A 16,366-nucleotide genomic window follows, 5' to 3' on the forward strand; every position below is an offset into this window, starting at 1 on the left:
ATGGATCGACAGAATTTGGAACGCCGGTGGTTTGAACTCACCCGCGAAGAGATGCCCTCGGTGGCGCAGGCGCGCAGCTGGCCGGTCCGCTTCGACCATTGCTTTCAGCGCATATTACTGGATCATGCCGTGGGCGGAATGTGGCGCGACCATATCAAGCCACCTGCTTATCGCAACGCAAGCGACGCGCAGCTTTTGGCAGCAATCGCGCTGGGTGAGGGGGCCATCGGCGGGGATGTGGACCTGGCCGCGCTCAACCGGCAGTCACTGGAATGGCGCGGCAAGCTGTAACGCCCGCCGCGCCCATCCTGCTTACTTCGTGCCGACAGTCCGGCCCGGCAGCGCGCCGTCTGCTGTGTCGAGCGCGTCTGTGTCCCCCGCGATCAGCCCGCGTGCTTCCAGCATCGGGGTGACATCGGGCTGGCGACCGGCGAAGTTTTCGAACATTTCGAAATAGTCCATCGTGCCGCCACGGCTGAGCACGGTGTCGCGCTGGTGCTGGCCGTTGGCACGTGTCAGGCCGCCATTGTCCATGAACCATTTGCGGCTGTCGCGGTCGAGCATCTCGGTCCACAGATAGCTGTAATAGCCGCTCGAATAGCCGGTCGGGCTGGAGAAGATGTGGTTGAAATAGCTGCTGCGATAGCGCGGCGGCACCAGGCCGATTTCCAGACCCAGCTCTTCCAGCGCGTTGCGCTCGAACGCATCGACCTGCTCTGCCGTGGTGATTTGCGCCGCCTCTTCGGGTGAGAGCGCATGCCACTTCATGTCGAGCAGCGCGGCTTCCACCACTTCGCCGAAATCATAGCCCTGGTTGAACTTCGCCGCTGCCTCGATCTTTTCGATCAATTCGGTCGGGATCGTCTCGCCGGTCTCGTAATGCTTGGCGTAGTTCTGCAGCACTTCGGGATAGGTCGCCCACATCTCGTTGACCTGGCTGGGATATTCCACAAAATCACGCGCCGTCGCCGTGCCCGACAGGCTGGCGTATTTCTGGTCCGCGAAGAAGCCGTGCAGCGCATGACCGAATTCGTGGAACAGCGTGTTGACGTTGTCGAAGCTGACCAGCTGCGGCTCACCCTCGGCCGCCTGCGGGATGTTGAGCACGTTGTAGATCACCGGCTTCGTTCCGCCCAGATAGGTCTGGCGCACGAAATTGCTCATCCACGCTCCGCCGCGCTTGCTGGGGCGCTGGAACGGATCGAAGTAGAAGATGCCGAGCTGCGAGCCGTCTTCCTCGAACACGTCATACGTCGTCACCGTGGGGTGATAGACCGGCAGATCGGTGCGCTGCTTGAAGGACAAACCATAAAGCTTGTTCGCGGCGAAGAAGATCCCGTCTTCCAGCACGCGGGTCAGCTCGAAATACGGCTTCACCGCGTTCTCGTCGAGGTCGTACTTCTCTTTGCGAACCTGCTCGGCATAGCGATACCAATCCCACGGCTTCACTTCGAAATTCTCGCCGCCTGCCGCGATCTGCTCGTTCAGCAAAGCCGCCTCGCGCCGCTGGGTTGCGGCGAGTGCCGGGACCATCTGCTCCATGAAATCGAGCGCGGTCTTGGGGTTTTTGGCCATCCGGTCATACATGACATAGCTGGCCCAATCGGGCTGGCCGAACAGCGCCGCCTTGCGCGCCCGTAGCGATGCAATTTCCGCGATCAGAGCGCGGGTGTCGTTATCGTCACCCTGATCGGCGCGGTTATAAGACAGCTTGAACAGCTTTTCGCGCACAGCCCGGTTCTCCAGATTGGGAAGGCTGGGCTGCTGCGTCGTGTTCTGCAGCGCGATGGCGTATTTGCCCTCCATGTCCTTCGACGCGGCGAGCTTGGCAGCGGCCTCGATCTCGCCATCGGACAGGCCGGCCAGCTCTTCGGCCGTATCGACGATCAGCGCATTTTCGACCGTGGCATTGCGCACGCGCTGGCCAAACTCGGTCGTCACTTCGGAGAGGCGAGTGTTGATCGCTTTGACCTCGGTCTTCTGCTCTTCGGTCAGCTCCGCACCGGCTTGAACCATGCCTTCATAGGTCTCGCGCAGCAGCACCGCGTCTTCACCTTCAAGGCCCAGCGCCTCGCGCTGGTCGTAGATCGCCTTCACCCGCTGGAACAGCACGGGATCGAGCACGAACGCGTCGTAATGCGCCGAGAGCTTCGGGCCGATTTCGGTTTGTACGGCAATCAAGGTGTCATTGGTGTTGGAGCCGGTGAGCGCGAAGAAGATCGCGCCGACCCGGTTGAGCATGGCTCCGCTGGTTTCGAGCGCGACGATGGTGTTCTCGAAAGTCGGTGCAGCGGGATTGTCGCGGATCGCGCTCAGCTCCGCATTGTGGATTGCCATCGCCTGTTCGAAGGCAGGCAGGTAGTCATCATCCGATACCTTGGTGAAATCGGGCGCCTGCAGCGGCAGCGAGCTGGGCTGCGCGAAATAGCCAGTGGCCTGCGGCACGGCAGCGACTTCTTCGACTGTGTCTTCAACCATTTCTTCAGCAGGCATAGTGTCGGAGGCGGAGGCCATTTCGGTATCGGTCACGGTAGAGCATCCTGCGAGAAGGGCGGCCCCCAGAACGGCGGGCGCGGCGCTGGAGGAAAGGGAGGAAATCAGTCGTTTCGTCATGGTGGCGTTATCTCTCTCTGGCGGGATTTTCCCTTGGCGCAGAGGCGACCCCTGTGCGCAGCGTTCCCCGATCTTTTAATGCCGCCGCTTGAACCGGAGATTGACCCCGGATGCAAGGGCGGGGCGGCGCTGGTGCCCGGTGCTATCGTCAAAAACACAAACGGCCTCGACCAATGTCGAGACCGGTTGCGGGGTTCATGGGTAGCTACGTCTGGTATCCATCAGACGCGTGTGTTGTCATACAGGCCCAGCGCGAAAATCTGTGCGCGCCGGTCGCTCCGGTGTTCGAGACCGCCAAAAACCTTTCCGGCAGCAGAGCTGTAATCCAGTTGCTCGGCCATGGCTTCGTAATCGCCTGCCGCGATGGCCGCATTGAGCTTGGGGCTTTCGGCCAGCGATACCTTGCCGATCCCGACATTGTAGACGAGGTCCACCAGCGCATCGAATTCGTTCTGGTAGAGCGGCAAATCGCCCACCAGATCGCGGACGCCTTCTGCGGCACGGTCGGTGTCGGCCTTCAGAAACTGCATAGCGCGTTCGTGGCTGATCGTATCACCCACTTGCAGCCCGTCGCTCGGCAAGACCAAATGGCCTGCACCGACTAGCGGATTGCCAATCACACTGGAGTAGACGGTCAATTTCAGTCCCTCTTCCTCGACAATGGCGTCAAGCAGCTCGTCGCTGGGATTGAGCGCTTCTGCGGGTAGTCGGGCTGCCTCTACCGGAGCCGACTGCACGGAATCGGGCAGCGGCGCAGACACTTGCGATTGACTGAAGGCTCCGGTGCTCTGAGCGCCGACTATCATGGCCGATCCGCCCAGCATCAGGGCTGCCCGCTTGCGCTTATACCCGCGGGGCCGGGGCTTTTTGGCAGCGGGGAGGAAAGAGGCTGAGCTGCCCGACATGTGCCGCCCTCCCGGCGTCCGGTTTCGCGCCGTGCGGAGCGCATTCTTTAAACGGTCACGCTTACGGCGCCGGTGTCTCCGGCCAGTGTGGAGCGCTTCTTTGACGGTATTTGGTGAATTGGAAGATTGAATTTTTTCAGGGGTTTGCATAGGGTCCTTGTGAAAATCAGGTTTGGTCGGGCCGATTGGCCGGTGTCTTACTGATTCAACGGATAGGGGACCCCGAACGGTCCACGGCTCGGCGCGGTGAGGCAACGGGTGGGGCGGGTACTCTCGCGCTACGGGACGATATTGACCGTCTGGGTCGTCGGCAGGTCTTTCGCGTTCTTCTGCAGGTTCAGAACCTGTTGCAGGAGGGCAATCACCTGAACCGAGCGGTCATCGTAAGCGGGCGCGGCGACCGAGTATCGTGAGCCCCGAAAGGCGGTCGAGATGGCGCCGCTGCCATTGCCCTGTAGTTGGAACAGCGCTGCGCCATTGCGCAAACGATAGGCAAGTTTGACGTCTTTTTCATCTTCGGGTGGCCTGACGACTTCCCCAAGAAAATAGAATGCTGCCTGGATTGAGCGGAAAGTGATCGTCGCTTTCTTGAAACCGGCTTCTCGCTCCTCTCCCGATCCTGCGATTTTCAGGTCGGTCGCGCCTTCTTCCTCAGGGAAGGACAAAGAGCCCTTGGCGGTTGCATCGGCGCTGAGCGACAGGTTGCAGATTCCCGACGCTTCCGTGTCGATGCGGGTACGTTCGCCAGCGTTGACAGTGCCCAGGCCCTGATGATCCGCCTTGAGTACAAAAGAGTCGCTGACCTTTCGGACGAGTATTGAATTGACGATATCGTATTTCGAACCATCAAGGGTCGCGATCTCGCTCAGCGAGGTGTTTCCCCGCACATCGGCCCAGTCAAACAATTTTGTATCTTCGGCCTCGATCGTATCGGGCATCAGTCTGTGGCGGAACAGGAAATCCTGAAAGCAGATTGTTTCAGGATCCCCCGGGTCGTTCTGCAGCACCCCGATTTCCTTGTTGTCCTCGCCGAAAAACGTGATCTTCTCGATAAACAGCATGGCGATCAGATCGTCGCGCCACCCCTGCTCGATCAGCGTCTCGATCAGGCTGGCGGGCAGCGGCTGCATGATCCCGCGCTGAAAATTCTCGGTGTTGAGCACAGCCACATCGAAACTGGGCGAGGAGCTGGCGCTGACGCCTAGGCTAGAGCTGACGTCGGTGCCTTCATCAAAAATTGTCTCTCCACCCGGTGCGTTGCTCACATTGGTGCCGGGAAATGATGGTGACAGGCTCGCAGAAGTCGAGAAGCTCGCATTACCCCGCAGCGAACTTACCGTTGTGAAATGCATCGGATAGCGATGCGCTGCCCGCACAATATTGAGCAGTGTCAACTCGTCGCTCGTCTCGGCGACCATCTCGTTATAATCGACGGCCACGCGGTGCAGCTGATGCTGCGCGGCGCAGCCGGACAGCAGTGCAGCAGACGCAGTGATGGTAAGGAATTTCGAAAAACGGCGCATGTCTCTCTCCCCCAAGATGAGCAGATTGCGACCGATATTTCTTTTCTGTTGTCGAGCGGTTTTAGAGAATTTCCGCGTTCGTGTCACCTCCGGGGGGAACAAGGACATCGTCTGGCCGATTGAAAGCGGTGGGTAGGGGCATCATTTCAATGCCAGTTGTCTTGACAGGCCCGAACACAACAGGAACACGCATCCCTTATGGCATTGACAAAAATTTCCGTACGCGGCGCGCGCGAGCATAATCTCAAAGGCGTCGATATCGATCTGCCGAGGGACGCGCTGATCGTCATCACCGGCCTGTCGGGCAGCGGCAAATCCTCGCTCGCCTTCGATACGATCTATGCCGAGGGGCAGCGGCGCTATGTCGAGAGCCTTTCGGCCTATGCGCGGCAGTTTCTGGAGATGATGCAGAAGCCCGATGTTGAGCATATTGACGGGCTGTCCCCGGCGATTTCCATCGAGCAGAAGACCACCAGCCGCAATCCGCGTTCGACCGTGGCGACCGTCACCGAAATCTACGACTATATGCGGCTGCTATGGGCGCGGGTGGGGGTGCCGTATTCGCCCGCCACCGGCGAGCCGATCGAGGCGCAGACGGTCTCCAACATGGTCGACCGTGTGATGGCGCTGCCAGAAGGCACGCGGCTCTATCTGCTGGCCCCCGTGGTGCGTGGCCGCAAGGGCGAGTATCGCAAGGAACTGGCCGAGTGGCAGAAATCCGGCTTCACCCGCGTGCGGGTCGACGGCGAGATCTACGGCATCGAAGACGCGCCTGCGCTCGACAAGAAGTTCAAGCACGACATCGAAGTCGTGGTGGACCGGCTGGCGGTGAAGGAAGGGCTGGAAAGCCGCCTTGCCGACAGTTTCGAACAAGCGCTGAAGCTGGCTGACGGGCTGGCCTATGTCGATCTGGCTGATAGCGTGGTGCCGGGGCGCGAGGATGAGGCTGCCGAAGGCGGCGCGATGAAGGGGGCTGGCATTCCGGCTAACCGCATTGTGTTTTCCGAGCGGTTTTCTTGTCCGGTCAGCGGCTTCACGATTGAGGAAATCGAGCCGCGCCTGTTCTCTTTCAACTCGCCGCAGGGGGCCTGCCCGACCTGTGATGGGCTGGGCGAGAAGCAGCTTTTCGATCCGCAGCTGGTGGTGCCGAACGAGGGACTCAGCCTCAAGAAGGGCGCGGTGGTGCCTTGGGCCAAGAGCAATCCGCCTTCGCCCTATTATATGCAGGTGCTGGGGTCGCTCGCCAAGGAATATGGCTTCGACCTGACCACTCCGTGGGAGGAGCTGGGCGAGGCGAACCACGACATCATCCTGTATGGTACGAAGGGTGCGCGCGTGCCGCTGACATTCAAGGACGGGCGCAAGCAATACACGGTCAATAAGCCGTTCGAGGGCGTGATCGGCAATCTCAACCGCCGCCTGATGCAGACCGAGAGCACTTGGATGCAGGACGAGCTGGCCAAATTCCAGACCGCGCAGCCATGCGAGACATGCGGCGGGGCGCGGCTGAACGAGAAGGCGCGGGCGGTGAAGGTCGCGCTCACCGATATCAGCGCGCCGACGCGGATGAGTGTGTCCGATGCGAAGGAGTGGTTCCTCGGCCTCGACGCGCAGCTCACCGAAACGCAGAGTCAGATTGCCAAGGCGATCCTTAAGGAAATCAACGAGCGGCTGGGCTTCCTCGACAATGTCGGGCTGGATTATCTCAATCTCGACCGGACTTCGGGCACCTTGAGCGGCGGGGAGAGCCAGCGCATCCGTCTCGCCAGCCAGATCGGCAGTGGCCTCTCCGGCGTGCTCTACGTGCTCGACGAGCCCAGCATTGGCCTGCACCAGCGCGACAATGACCGGCTGCTGGAAACGCTCAAGCGGCTGCGCGATCTCGGCAACACGGTAATCGTGGTGGAGCATGACGAGGACGCCATCCGTCAGGCCGACCATGTGGTCGATCTGGGCCCCGGCGCCGGCGTGCGCGGGGGCGAGGTGGTGGCACAGGGCACGCTCAAGCAGGTCATGCGCTCGAAACGCTCGATGACCGCCGACTACCTCACCGGGCGGCGGGAGATCGCGGTCCCCAAGGAACGCCGGAAGGGCAACGGGCACACCCTGACCGTCCATGGCGCGCGGGCGAACAATTTGGACAACGTCACCGCCAGCCTGCCGCTCGGCACCTTCACCTGCATCACCGGCGTTTCGGGCAGCGGCAAGTCCAGCTTCACCATCGACACGCTCTATGCCGCCGCCGCCCGCACATTGAACGGCGCGCGGGTCATCGCGGGCGCGCACGACAAGGTCACCGGCCTCGAATATTGCGACAAGGTGATCGAGATCGACCAGTCGCCCATCGGACGCACCCCGCGCAGCAACCCCGCCACCTACACCGGCGCCTTCACCAATATCCGCGACTGGTTCGCCGGCCTGCCCGAAGCGCAGGCGCGCGGCTACAAGCCCGGCCGGTTCAGCTTTAACGTTAAGGGCGGCCGGTGCGAGGCGTGCCAGGGCGACGGCCTGATCAAGATCGAGATGCACTTCCTGCCCGACGTCTACGTCACCTGCGAGGAATGCGGCGGCAAACGCTACAACCGCGAAACGCTGGAGGTGAAGTTCAAGGGCCACTCCATCGCCGATGTGCTGGACATGACGATCGAGGACGCGGAGAGCTTCTTCAAGGCCGTCCCCCCCATCCGCGACAAAATGCATATGCTGAACGAGGTGGGGCTGAGCTACGTCAAGGTCGGCCAGCAGGCGACCACGCTGTCAGGCGGCGAGGCGCAGCGGGTGAAACTGGCCAAGGAACTGAGCAAACGCAGCACCGGCCAGACGCTGTATATTCTGGATGAACCGACCACCGGCCTGCATTTCGAGGACGTGCGCAAATTGCTGGAAGTGCTCCACCGGCTGGTGGATCAGGGGAACAGCGTGGTGGTGATCGAGCACAATCTGGATGTGATCAAAACTGCGGACCATATCCTCGACCTCGGCCCCGATGGCGGCGTGCGCGGGGGTGAGGTTGTGGCGGAGGGGACGCCGGAGGAAGTGGCCGCAGTTTCCGAGAGCTATACGGGGCAGTATTTGAAGCCGATGCTGGAGCGGCAGAGGGAGGCGGCGGAGTAGATATTGGCGCGCTAAAAGCCGTTGTTGATCTGATCGAATAGTGAAGTCGCAAATTTTCTGAAAAACTCTAGTATGTCGGTGAATTCATTCGGGCCAAATACGACTTTGCTCATTCCGTGAACTGCGTCATTCCTTCTTTCGATGTTTCTTGAAAGCATGGCCAATGCCTTTCGGGTATTGTCGCCATCACTCGTTCCCTCAGACCAACCCAACTCGCGAAGCCGGCCACCAAAGTCATTATTGAAAGGTGAGGATAGTCCCAAGCTGCCAAATATGTTTTCTATGGCTGCCTGACTTGGATTGCCCATCTCGGAAGTTATTGCTTCACCCTCAAGCGTGAAATCTTCAGTATCGTTGAGGCACTCTTTTAGAGATTGCTCAACCCGATGGAAATTTACGCGAACTCCGCGCACTGAGCCACTTTTCTTGAACCTATATGTTCCTGCAGCCGCCACCAAATATGCTTCGCGTATGCCGGAGCTAATATCCGAGAACCTCGCCGAGGTTTGGGTGTGGTGAGTTAAGATGTCAGACACCAAGACTTTTATAAATTTCTGAAAACTAGCGATAATCCCGACAAACAGAAAAGTTTCTATGATGGTTTTGTCGATGCCTTGAATGTAAGTTGCTTGGCGAGTTTGCGCCTCGAGATTTGTTGGCAAGAAGGACGAGACGTTGTGTTGAGTGATGATCTTTTGTAGCGCGCCTTGTTGGGTCTCTAGCGCAGCGTAGGTAGAACTGAGAGCGTCAAGTTCTATTTCAAGTCCAGCGAGTGAAAGAGGGCCGTGTAGAGCCATTTACAGAGCCGCTTCTATCTCTTTCTTAATGAGCTTAATTCGATCTTGTATCGAAGACGCCGTATTTGCTCGGCCTACCAAAGTATCGTATTCTTGATGATCTTTATAAGTGAACGCGACTACGCGTTCCCGGATTTCATCGGCGGCATGTTCAATTGTCTCTTTCTCATGGAGCATTTGGAAAAGTGCAACCATGACAGCATCATAAAGAGGGCGTGATGGACTTGTAGCTCCCCCTTCTTTTTTGGGTGCAAGTCTGAATAGTTGATCACCAAATACCGTATGGGCGAGGTTTAATGTTGTTTCGAATTCTTCAGCTTTTTGATTTGCAGCTGCAATGCTGAGTTTGGAGCCAGTCTCCGCCATGTTGTCGAGCATCCTTCGGACAGATCCTGAAATTTTCTTCGGGTCCTGAAAAGCAAAGAAACGCAACACGATCTCTACATCTAGCATTCGCTTGTATAGTGAGTGATTCCTCAGGACTTGATCTGCTGCGCCATCAGAAAGCGTATGAGCTTCATGACGTGGGATCTTCCAAGCGTCGGTGAACTTTGGAAGTCCCGAGAGGCGGATCAATTGCTCGTTGAATGGTCCACCATAAAGCGCATTGCGCAATTCTTGAGCATTGAGTTTTTCGCCGCCTGTATTCAGCCGATCAAAAACCTGAGACCTTAAAGCATGAGCATATGGATTAGTTTCGTCGTCTTCCGGGGTAAGCGTAATCGTGGACATAGTCGCTCTCTGGAGACCCTTGCGAACAAGAGGGGGCAGACCCGCAAAAGTACGACCGTTTAGGGCGCGCCAAACCTCGAGGCCTTCTAGCTCCAGGTTCCCATCAAAAAATTCAATGATCGCGTTAAGTCGTTGTTGTCCGTCCATCACCTCAAATTCACCGATATTCTTCTCATAGAGGAATATTGGTGGAACCGGGACGTTCATTAGGAAGCTCTCTATGAGGCGAGATTTCTTTTTATTATCCCATCTAAGTCGCCGTTGATACTCCGGGCGAAGTTCCCCCCACTGCTTAGTCCGAATAAAATCAACGACATAAGTAAGAAAAATCTTATTTTCTTCCTTTTGTACAGACAAACGCCCTTTTCGAAAGAAATCTTCGATGTCTTGATCGCTCGCTCCTTCCGGAAGGACAGGTATCTGGACAGGCAAGGGCTCCTCGTCGCCGTCGTCGTTAAATAAGTTCATTTGCTCGATATTGCTGTCCATTAAATTTCTCTTACGCAGGGATGTTTTGCAAGTGACACGCTTCTTGTGATTTGCCAATACCACGATCTAGCCGGCTTTCTTGTCCGGACTGTTCAGGCCAAAACTCCGGGGACAATTTACTCCATAGCGCAAGCCTACTTTCGAGTATTCTGCGAAGGCTGCAATCGATCGATCAGATACTCTTCCAACGATGCTGCCTGATATGGCTCCGCCACAGACACAGCGCGCACGAAGGCGGGTTCTCTACCCTGTGACCAGCCCGAGTGCTGTAATTTAAGGCGACCCGCGTTCCATCGGAAGTAGGTCGAAAGGCGGCGGCCTATCGTGCTCTTTAGTGACGCTTTGCCGATATAGAGCAAGCGGTCGTCGGCATCGAAGATGAAGTAACAACCCGTCGCTTTCGCCTCAGGGAATTCTTTGTCCGGGCCATCGTCATTCAGGTCGTACCTGTCACTCAGGGCCGATACTCCGAAACGGTGCATCCGGGCGCACGCGGTGATGGCCGCTGCGAGTTCGGTAACTGTTGCGTCATGAGCCATGCGTTAATCCTGTCCTGCATGTCCAACCTGTATAGATAACCCGGTTCCCTTCAATCCCCCCAAGGAGGAACCCTTGTAGATTCACCTCCAGGTCGGTCCCGACACCACCCACTCAACTGTCCTGTTCGGGGCCTTCAGGGCGGGGCTCTCGATAGGGCTGAAAGGCAGCTGGGTCCCGGCTCAAGGCCCGGATGACGGAGGGGGCGCCCGGGATGACGGAGGGGGCGGCCGGGATGGCAGGCGTTGGGAGGCGCCCCGATAGGCGCTTGCGCGGGTCGGCCCAACGCGCCCTTGCCGCGGCGCTAAGGCAATCGCAACTCTCTTGCAGCTACACAGCGTTCCCGACCCACACAGCCGGGAGGATAGGCGACATGACGGGCAACACACACCGCACACGCGGCATCATTGCGCTGGGCGCTTTGGCTACGGTTCTCGCGGGGTGCGGGGCGGCTACGCCGGAGGATGCGCGCGCGGCTTCCATGGCGAAGTGCGAGCGTCAGTTCGGGCGCATGGCGGGCGGCGATGCGGCCAAGGGCGAGGCGCTGTGCGGCTGTATGGTGGACCGGCTTGCCGAGGAAGGCATGGAGATCACCGACGTGCTGGGCGGTGACCGCGAGAAGGTGATGGGCATCACCCGCAGCTGCGCGCAGGCGAACAATATTCCGATTGCCGGTTAAACCGCGTGCGGGCCAGGCCCGCTCCCGCGCCTAGATCTGTTCCAGCTTCACCCGGCCATGGCCGCGCTGGATCAGGCCGATCTTCTGCGCTGCGGCGCGGCTGAGGTCGATCGTGCGGCCCGGCGTAAACGGCCCGCGATCATTGATGCGCACCACCACGGACTTGCCATTGCGCGGGTTGGTCACGCGGACCTTCGTGCCGAAGCGCAGGGTTTTGTGCGCGGCGGTCATCGCGTTCATATTGAACCGCTCGCCATTCGCGGTCAGGCGGCCATGGAACCGCTTGCCGTAATAGGAGGCGATGCCGGTGCCGAGCGAACGCCCGCTGCGCGCATTGGTGGCGGGCTCGGGTGCAGGCTTGGGCTTCTCGACTTCGATGGGCGGCTCGATCGTGTCGATATCGACCACATTGCCCACCGGTTCGGGCGCGTCGGGCAGATCGTCAAACCGTTCGAAGCTTTCCTCGAAAGCAGGCTCGGCATCGGCCGCAGCCGCTTCGCCCGCCGCCATCTGGGCCAGCGGGAGCGCGATGCCCGGCGCAGACGCCTGAGCGGGAAGGGCGAGCAGCGTCGCAGCGCCTGCCAACAGGGCGGGGCGCACGAACAGCGAAAGAGACGGTGCCTTCATCATGGGGCGCGATATACGCCTTACGCACACGTCAGGTGAAGGGGCGCGGGGGTCGCTCGGCGCGGTTCCGGTGCGACTCGTCCCGAATCGTGGCCGAATTGCGACAAAAGGGGGCACCAAACAGGGCGGTGCGTTCAAGGCCAAGAGCGCGGGGGAGAAAACCTGCACGATTTCAGGGTGATGGGGCGAGCGGGTCCGACCCGTTCCGGCGATGATATCCCCAAAAAGGACCCCTGAAATGCAAATGGGGCCGGCATTGCTGCCGACCCCACTCTCACCGCCGCGTGGTCACTTCGTCATGGCTTTCCTTGCGGTCCGCCGTTTCAAAGCGCGCTTGGCGCCTGGTGTTTCCCTGCTTCTCCGGCAAGCCGGGAGGGCAGGTCTGTCACCGGCGCTCGCACCGGCATCCGGCTTGGTCGGTTGAGGGGCCGTCCGGTCTCGCGTCCATCCGAAGATTTTCGCGTGTCCTTTCGTACCGGCCTCGTCCGGTCCTTACCGAGACTGGCTTTCCCGTGATGGTCAGACTTATGACGGGCCGATTTCCATGCAAAGCATTTCCATCTTTCCACCTCTATCCGACCGGGTCTTCCAGCCCGTGATCGCTTCACTTCGCTCCGGCATCATCGCGCCTTTTGGATCCAGCCTAAGCCTTTTCCAACAGGCACTCTTCCTTCGCGTGGACAGTAGCCATCACGTCAGTTCGGTTCGATTTCCCTCGTAATTTCAACCCCTAAGGGCTGGAACCTCGAAGTTGTCTTGCCTCTCTGATGAACTGAAGCTGCGCCTGTTTTCCGAGTCGGGCAAGGGGGTAAGGCGCGAGCTATCCCCTTTCGGCGATATTGCCTGTGGACGGTGGTGGAAAACTCAACGCTTCGCCGCAAAGCCTGGGTTACGTAACGGAATTTCGCTTCGCTAGCAGTTTCAGGCGCAGCGCATTGAGCCGGATAAAGCCGTGCGCGTCCTGCTGGTCATAGGCCCCGGCGTCGTCCTCGAAGGTGACATGCGCTTCGGAGTAGAGCGATTGCGGGCTTTTGCGACCGACGACGCTTGCATTCCCCTTATACAGCTTCAGACGCACGGTGCCCGATACCCGCTGCTGGCTGTGATCGATTGCCGCTTGCAGCATTTCGCGCTCGGGAGCGAACCAGAAGCCGTTATAGATGAGCTCGGCATAGCGCGGCATCAGCTCGTCCTTCATATGCGCCGCGCCGCCATCCAGCGTGATCTGCTCGATCCCGCGATGGGCGCGGGCATAGATCTCGCCGCCCGGCGTTTCATACATGCCCCGGGACTTCATCCCGACGAAGCGGTTCTCGACCAGATCGAGCCTGCCGATACCGTGCTTGCGGCCGAGGTCGTTGAGGGCGGCCAGAAGCCCGGCCGGGCTCATCGCCTCGCCATTCAGCGCCACGCCGTCGCCGCGTTCGAAATCGATGGTGATGTATTCGGGGGTGTCGGGCGCGTCTTCAGGATCGACGGTGCGAGAATAGACATAGCCCGGCGTCTCTTCCCATGGATCTTCCAGCACCTTTCCTTCGGAGGACGTGTGCAGCAGATTGGCATCGGTGGAGAACGGACTCTCGCCGCGCTTGTCTTTCGGCACTGCGATCTGGTGCTTCTCGGCCCAGGCGATCAGGGCAGTGCGGCTGGTCAGGTCCCATTCGCGCCATGGGGCGATGACTTTGATATCGGGATCGAGCGCATAGGCCGACAGTTCGAAACGGACCTGATCGTTGCCTTTACCGGTGGCGCCATGGGCAATCGCATCGGCACCGGTCTCGTGGGCGATCTCGACCAGGCGTTTGGATATCAGCGGGCGGGCGATCGAGGTGCCGAGCAGATAGTCGCCTTCATAGCGTGCATTGGCGCGCATCATCGGGAAGACGTAGTCGCGGACAAATTCCTCGCGCACGTCCTCAATGAAGATATGCTTGTCGGGAATGCCCATGGCGCGCGCCTTGTCGCGGGCCGGCTCGATTTCCTCGCCCTGTCCGAGATCGGCGGTGAATGTCACGACCTCGCAGCCGCGCTCCACTTCGAGCCATTTGGCAATCACACTGGTGTCGAGACCGCCCGAATAGGCAAGGACGACGCGCTTCACATCCGACATTTGGAACCCTCTGTTTGGTGCAGGCGCCCGCCGGTATCAGGGCGGGGCTCGGCTGCAAAGGGCTGGATTGGGCGGGATGCAAAATGGCCGCCCCTGTCCGCGCGGGACAGAAGCGGCCAGAATGGTTGCCGAGAGCTCGATCAGGGTGCGACGCAGGTCGCGATCTTGATGAAGTCGACATTCGCATCGTCCTGCACCAGCACGTCGAGCGAACGGTCATTGCCCGCATTGATAATGTCGAGCAGCGAGCGACTGCCGTCGCGGGTCATGATGGTGCTGAGATCGGCGTGATAGATGTCGCCCGTCTGGCTCCAACCAGTGGCGCCCATGTTATCGGCCTTGGCCGAGGCGAAATCGCTTGGCTGCATGAGGCCCGTGCCGCCGGGTGACGTATCGCCGTGACGGCGCAGGTCGCCGAACAGAAGCGAATCGGTATCGAACTGGCCGCCGGTCGATTTCATCCGGATCAGCAACATCGCCTGCGTGGCCTGCTTACCGGCGGGGCGCAGATTGCGGATCGTATCGATGAAGAAGCGGTTGTTGCCGCCCTGATCGTATTGCCGGTTGGTGGTCGCGCCGATTGTCGTGTTGTAATTTGCGATGGCCGGGGAATCCGCAAGATTGGCGCGCGGGGTGGCCGGGTCCAGAGCGCCGCCGTAATTGTCTTCCGAGCCGGAAGTCCGGTCGAGAAACATCTCGTCGGCGGCGCAATCCATGCCGGCGAGAATAGCGTGCGTGTCCTCGGCCGATGCGGCGGTGGTGGTCATTGCAATGGTGCCGGCCATCAGGGCCATGCGTGTGAAATTCTTGATCATGTGTTCCTCCTTCGCGTGGTCGCCATGGGCGGCGATGACCAAGGGTCGTGCGAGGTGCGAAGGAGGTTCAGATGCTGTCTTTAAAAAGTGGGCGGCTTCCGGCGATCACAGTCCTACCGGGCCATCAGCTTGCGCTCGTTTTCTTGTATGTAATCCCGCGTGATGGGCAGGGCATCGCGGCTGCGGCAATACTGGACCTGGTAGTTGCACATGCCCCCGCTTTCGAAGGCAGCTGTCGCTCCGGCGAGATAGAAGGTCCACATATTGTAGAACCGCTGGTCGAACATGTCGACAATCGCGTCCTTGTTCGCCTCGCACCGGTCATACCATGCCCGCAAAGTCGGCGCATAGTGCAGCCGCAGCGTTTCCACGTCGGTGGCGATCAGGCGGACCTTTTCGCTGGCTGCCAGAGTTTCGCTGAGGGCCGGAATATAGCCGCCCGGGAAGATGTATTTGGAAGTAAAGGCATCGGTGGAGCCGGGGCCGCCCATCCGCCCGATCGTGTGCATCAGAAACACACCATCTTCCTTCATCAGATTGCCGCAGCACCGGAAATAGGTCTCAAATTGCGGTTGCCCGACGGCTTCGAACATGGCGATGGAGACCACCCGGTCGAACTGTTCGCCGCTTTCGGCAAATTCGCGGTAGTCGATCAGTTTGAAGTCGATCCTGTCGGCCACTCCGGCGGCTTCGGCACGCTCTTTGGCCAGTTTTGCCTGTTCGACGCTGAGAGTAATGCCTGTCACATGCACGTCGAAATTGCGCGCCAGATAGATGGCGAGGCCGCCCCAGCCGCAGCCGATCTCGACGACGCGCATCCCCGGTTCCAATGCGAGCTTGGCGGCAATATGCGCCAGCTTCGCTTCCTGCGCTTCGCCCAGCGTCATGTCGTTGTTTTCCGGATAGCCGGGCCAGTAGGCGCAGCTATATTGCCAGTGCTTCTCGTCCAGAAACAGCGCGTAGAGATCGTTGCCGATATCGTAGTGGTGGGCGATATTGCGCTTGGCGCTGTCCGGGCGATTGAACGAATTGGCGAGGAACGACAGATGGTTCTTTGCGCGTTTGAGCGGGGAGGGCGCTTTCAGCCTGCCGCCCTTTTCCCACGGCGTATTCATCCGGATCAGCTGGACCATCTCCATGATCCCGCCGCGCTCCACAATCAGGCGGCTATCCATAAAGCATTCCCCTGCGCCCAGACGCGGATCGAGCAATATGTCCCGCGCCACCTTGCTGTCAGCCAGCCGGACCGCGACGTCGGGATAGCCTTCGGTGGGCTGGCCGAACGTCTCGCTGCTGCCGTCATGCGAGATGAGTTCGAGAGTGCCTTTGGTAACTTTGCTGCCGAGCAGTTTCTTGAGAAGTCGGACGCTCATTCTCTCTCCCCCTGATGATCCGCTGTGCGACCAAGGGCACCATCTATGCCAT

Annotated in this window: 13 protein-coding genes; 3 read left to right on the plus strand and 10 right to left on the minus strand. The window is 59.6% G+C overall.

Annotated elements, in window-relative coordinates; genetic code table 11:
- A complete protein-coding gene (locus ACFCW2_RS10700) occupies positions 1-291 on the plus strand; it encodes a GCN5-related N-acetyltransferase (protein WP_379546281.1) in 291 nt (96 codons plus the stop codon).
- Between the two features lie 21 nt (positions 292-312).
- Here the strand turns inward: ACFCW2_RS10700 and ACFCW2_RS10705 are convergent, their stop codons facing one another.
- The 3 genes from ACFCW2_RS10705 to ACFCW2_RS10715 all read right to left on the minus strand — a co-directional run bounded on the left by ACFCW2_RS10705 (position 313) and on the right by ACFCW2_RS10715 (position 5,143).
- Complete coding sequence (locus ACFCW2_RS10705; protein ID WP_379546283.1) at positions 313-2,613, minus strand: M3 family metallopeptidase; 2,301 nt, start codon at positions 2,611-2,613, stop codon at positions 313-315.
- A gap of 221 nt (positions 2,614-2,834) precedes the next feature.
- Positions 2,835-3,518, minus strand: a complete 684-nt coding sequence (locus tag ACFCW2_RS10710; RefSeq protein WP_379546285.1) for a lysozyme — start codon at positions 3,516-3,518, stop codon at positions 2,835-2,837.
- 278 nt (positions 3,519-3,796) lie between these two features.
- The gene (locus ACFCW2_RS10715) at positions 3,797-5,143 is read right to left on the minus strand and encodes a hypothetical protein (RefSeq protein ID WP_379546286.1); all 1,347 of its coding nucleotides are present in this window, start codon (positions 5,141-5,143) and stop codon (positions 3,797-3,799) included.
- A gap of 96 nt (positions 5,144-5,239) precedes the next feature.
- Between ACFCW2_RS10715 and uvrA the strand changes: the two genes are divergently transcribed.
- A complete protein-coding gene (gene uvrA / locus ACFCW2_RS10720; protein WP_379546288.1) occupies positions 5,240-8,155 on the plus strand; it encodes an excinuclease ABC subunit UvrA in 2,916 nt (971 codons plus the stop codon).
- Between the two features lie 11 nt (positions 8,156-8,166).
- Here the strand turns inward: uvrA and ACFCW2_RS10725 are convergent, their stop codons facing one another.
- The 3 genes from ACFCW2_RS10725 to ACFCW2_RS10735 form a co-directional block, all read right to left on the minus strand.
- The gene (locus tag ACFCW2_RS10725) at positions 8,167-8,952 is read right to left on the minus strand and encodes a HEPN domain-containing protein (protein WP_379546290.1); all 786 of its coding nucleotides are present in this window, start codon (positions 8,950-8,952) and stop codon (positions 8,167-8,169) included.
- Positions 8,953-10,173 carry a DUF262 domain-containing protein gene (locus tag ACFCW2_RS10730; RefSeq protein ID WP_379546292.1) on the minus strand — a complete coding sequence of 407 codons (1,221 nt, stop codon included), beginning with the start codon at positions 10,171-10,173 and terminating at the stop codon, positions 8,953-8,955.
- A 134-nt stretch (positions 10,174-10,307) separates the two neighbouring features.
- On the minus strand, positions 10,308-10,712 hold the full coding sequence (locus ACFCW2_RS10735) for a GIY-YIG nuclease family protein (RefSeq protein WP_379546294.1): 405 nt from the start codon (positions 10,710-10,712) through the stop codon (positions 10,308-10,310).
- A gap of 371 nt (positions 10,713-11,083) precedes the next feature.
- Here ACFCW2_RS10735 and ACFCW2_RS10740 point away from each other — a divergent pair, with 371 nt between their 5' ends.
- A complete protein-coding gene (locus ACFCW2_RS10740; RefSeq protein WP_379546296.1) occupies positions 11,084-11,389 on the plus strand; it encodes a hypothetical protein in 306 nt (101 codons plus the stop codon).
- 30 nt (positions 11,390-11,419) lie between these two features.
- Here ACFCW2_RS10740 and ACFCW2_RS10745 read toward each other — a convergent pair whose 3' ends face one another.
- From ACFCW2_RS10745 to ACFCW2_RS10760, 4 genes are all read right to left on the minus strand, one after another.
- The gene (locus ACFCW2_RS10745; protein WP_379546298.1) at positions 11,420-12,019 is read right to left on the minus strand and encodes a septal ring lytic transglycosylase RlpA family protein; all 600 of its coding nucleotides are present in this window, start codon (positions 12,017-12,019) and stop codon (positions 11,420-11,422) included.
- An 886-nt stretch (positions 12,020-12,905) separates the two neighbouring features.
- The gene (locus tag ACFCW2_RS10750; RefSeq protein WP_379546300.1) at positions 12,906-14,126 is read right to left on the minus strand and encodes an argininosuccinate synthase; all 1,221 of its coding nucleotides are present in this window, start codon (positions 14,124-14,126) and stop codon (positions 12,906-12,908) included.
- Between the two features lie 140 nt (positions 14,127-14,266).
- The gene (locus ACFCW2_RS10755) at positions 14,267-14,941 is read right to left on the minus strand and encodes a hypothetical protein (protein ID WP_379546302.1); all 675 of its coding nucleotides are present in this window, start codon (positions 14,939-14,941) and stop codon (positions 14,267-14,269) included.
- Positions 14,942-15,054: 113 nt separating this feature from the next.
- Positions 15,055-16,314: a class I SAM-dependent methyltransferase gene (locus tag ACFCW2_RS10760; RefSeq protein WP_379546303.1), complete on the minus strand. Its 1,260-nt coding sequence runs from the start codon at positions 16,312-16,314 to the stop codon at positions 15,055-15,057.
- Positions 16,315-16,366: the final 52 nt, after the last annotated feature.

Origin of the sequence: Qipengyuania algicola (assembly GCF_042492175.1) — a bacterium.
Lineage (GTDB): Bacteria > Pseudomonadota > Alphaproteobacteria > Sphingomonadales > Sphingomonadaceae > CAJXSN01.

What these genes read in the sequence shown, in the direction of transcription:
- ACFCW2_RS10700 (WP_379546281.1), top strand. Translation starts at nt 1, where the DNA reads ATGGATCGACAGAATTTGGAACGCCGGTGGTTTGAACTCACCCGCGAA.
- ACFCW2_RS10705 (WP_379546283.1), bottom strand. Translation starts at nt 2,613, where the DNA reads ATGACGAAACGACTGATTTCCTCCCTTTCCTCCAGCGCCGCGCCCGCC.
- ACFCW2_RS10710 (WP_379546285.1), bottom strand. Translation starts at nt 3,518, where the DNA reads ATGTCGGGCAGCTCAGCCTCTTTCCTCCCCGCTGCCAAAAAGCCCCGG.
- uvrA (WP_379546288.1), top strand. Translation starts at nt 5,240, where the DNA reads ATGGCATTGACAAAAATTTCCGTACGCGGCGCGCGCGAGCATAATCTC.
- ACFCW2_RS10725 (WP_379546290.1), bottom strand. Translation starts at nt 8,952, where the DNA reads ATGGCTCTACACGGCCCTCTTTCACTCGCTGGACTTGAAATAGAACTT.
- ACFCW2_RS10730 (WP_379546292.1), bottom strand. Translation starts at nt 10,173, where the DNA reads ATGGACAGCAATATCGAGCAAATGAACTTATTTAACGACGACGGCGAC.
- ACFCW2_RS10735 (WP_379546294.1), bottom strand. Translation starts at nt 10,712, where the DNA reads ATGGCTCATGACGCAACAGTTACCGAACTCGCAGCGGCCATCACCGCG.
- ACFCW2_RS10740 (WP_379546296.1), top strand. Translation starts at nt 11,084, where the DNA reads ATGACGGGCAACACACACCGCACACGCGGCATCATTGCGCTGGGCGCT.
- ACFCW2_RS10745 (WP_379546298.1), bottom strand. Translation starts at nt 12,019, where the DNA reads ATGATGAAGGCACCGTCTCTTTCGCTGTTCGTGCGCCCCGCCCTGTTG.
- ACFCW2_RS10750 (WP_379546300.1), bottom strand. Translation starts at nt 14,126, where the DNA reads ATGTCGGATGTGAAGCGCGTCGTCCTTGCCTATTCGGGCGGTCTCGAC.
- ACFCW2_RS10755 (WP_379546302.1), bottom strand. Translation starts at nt 14,941, where the DNA reads ATGATCAAGAATTTCACACGCATGGCCCTGATGGCCGGCACCATTGCA.
- ACFCW2_RS10760 (WP_379546303.1), bottom strand. Translation starts at nt 16,314, where the DNA reads ATGAGCGTCCGACTTCTCAAGAAACTGCTCGGCAGCAAAGTTACCAAA.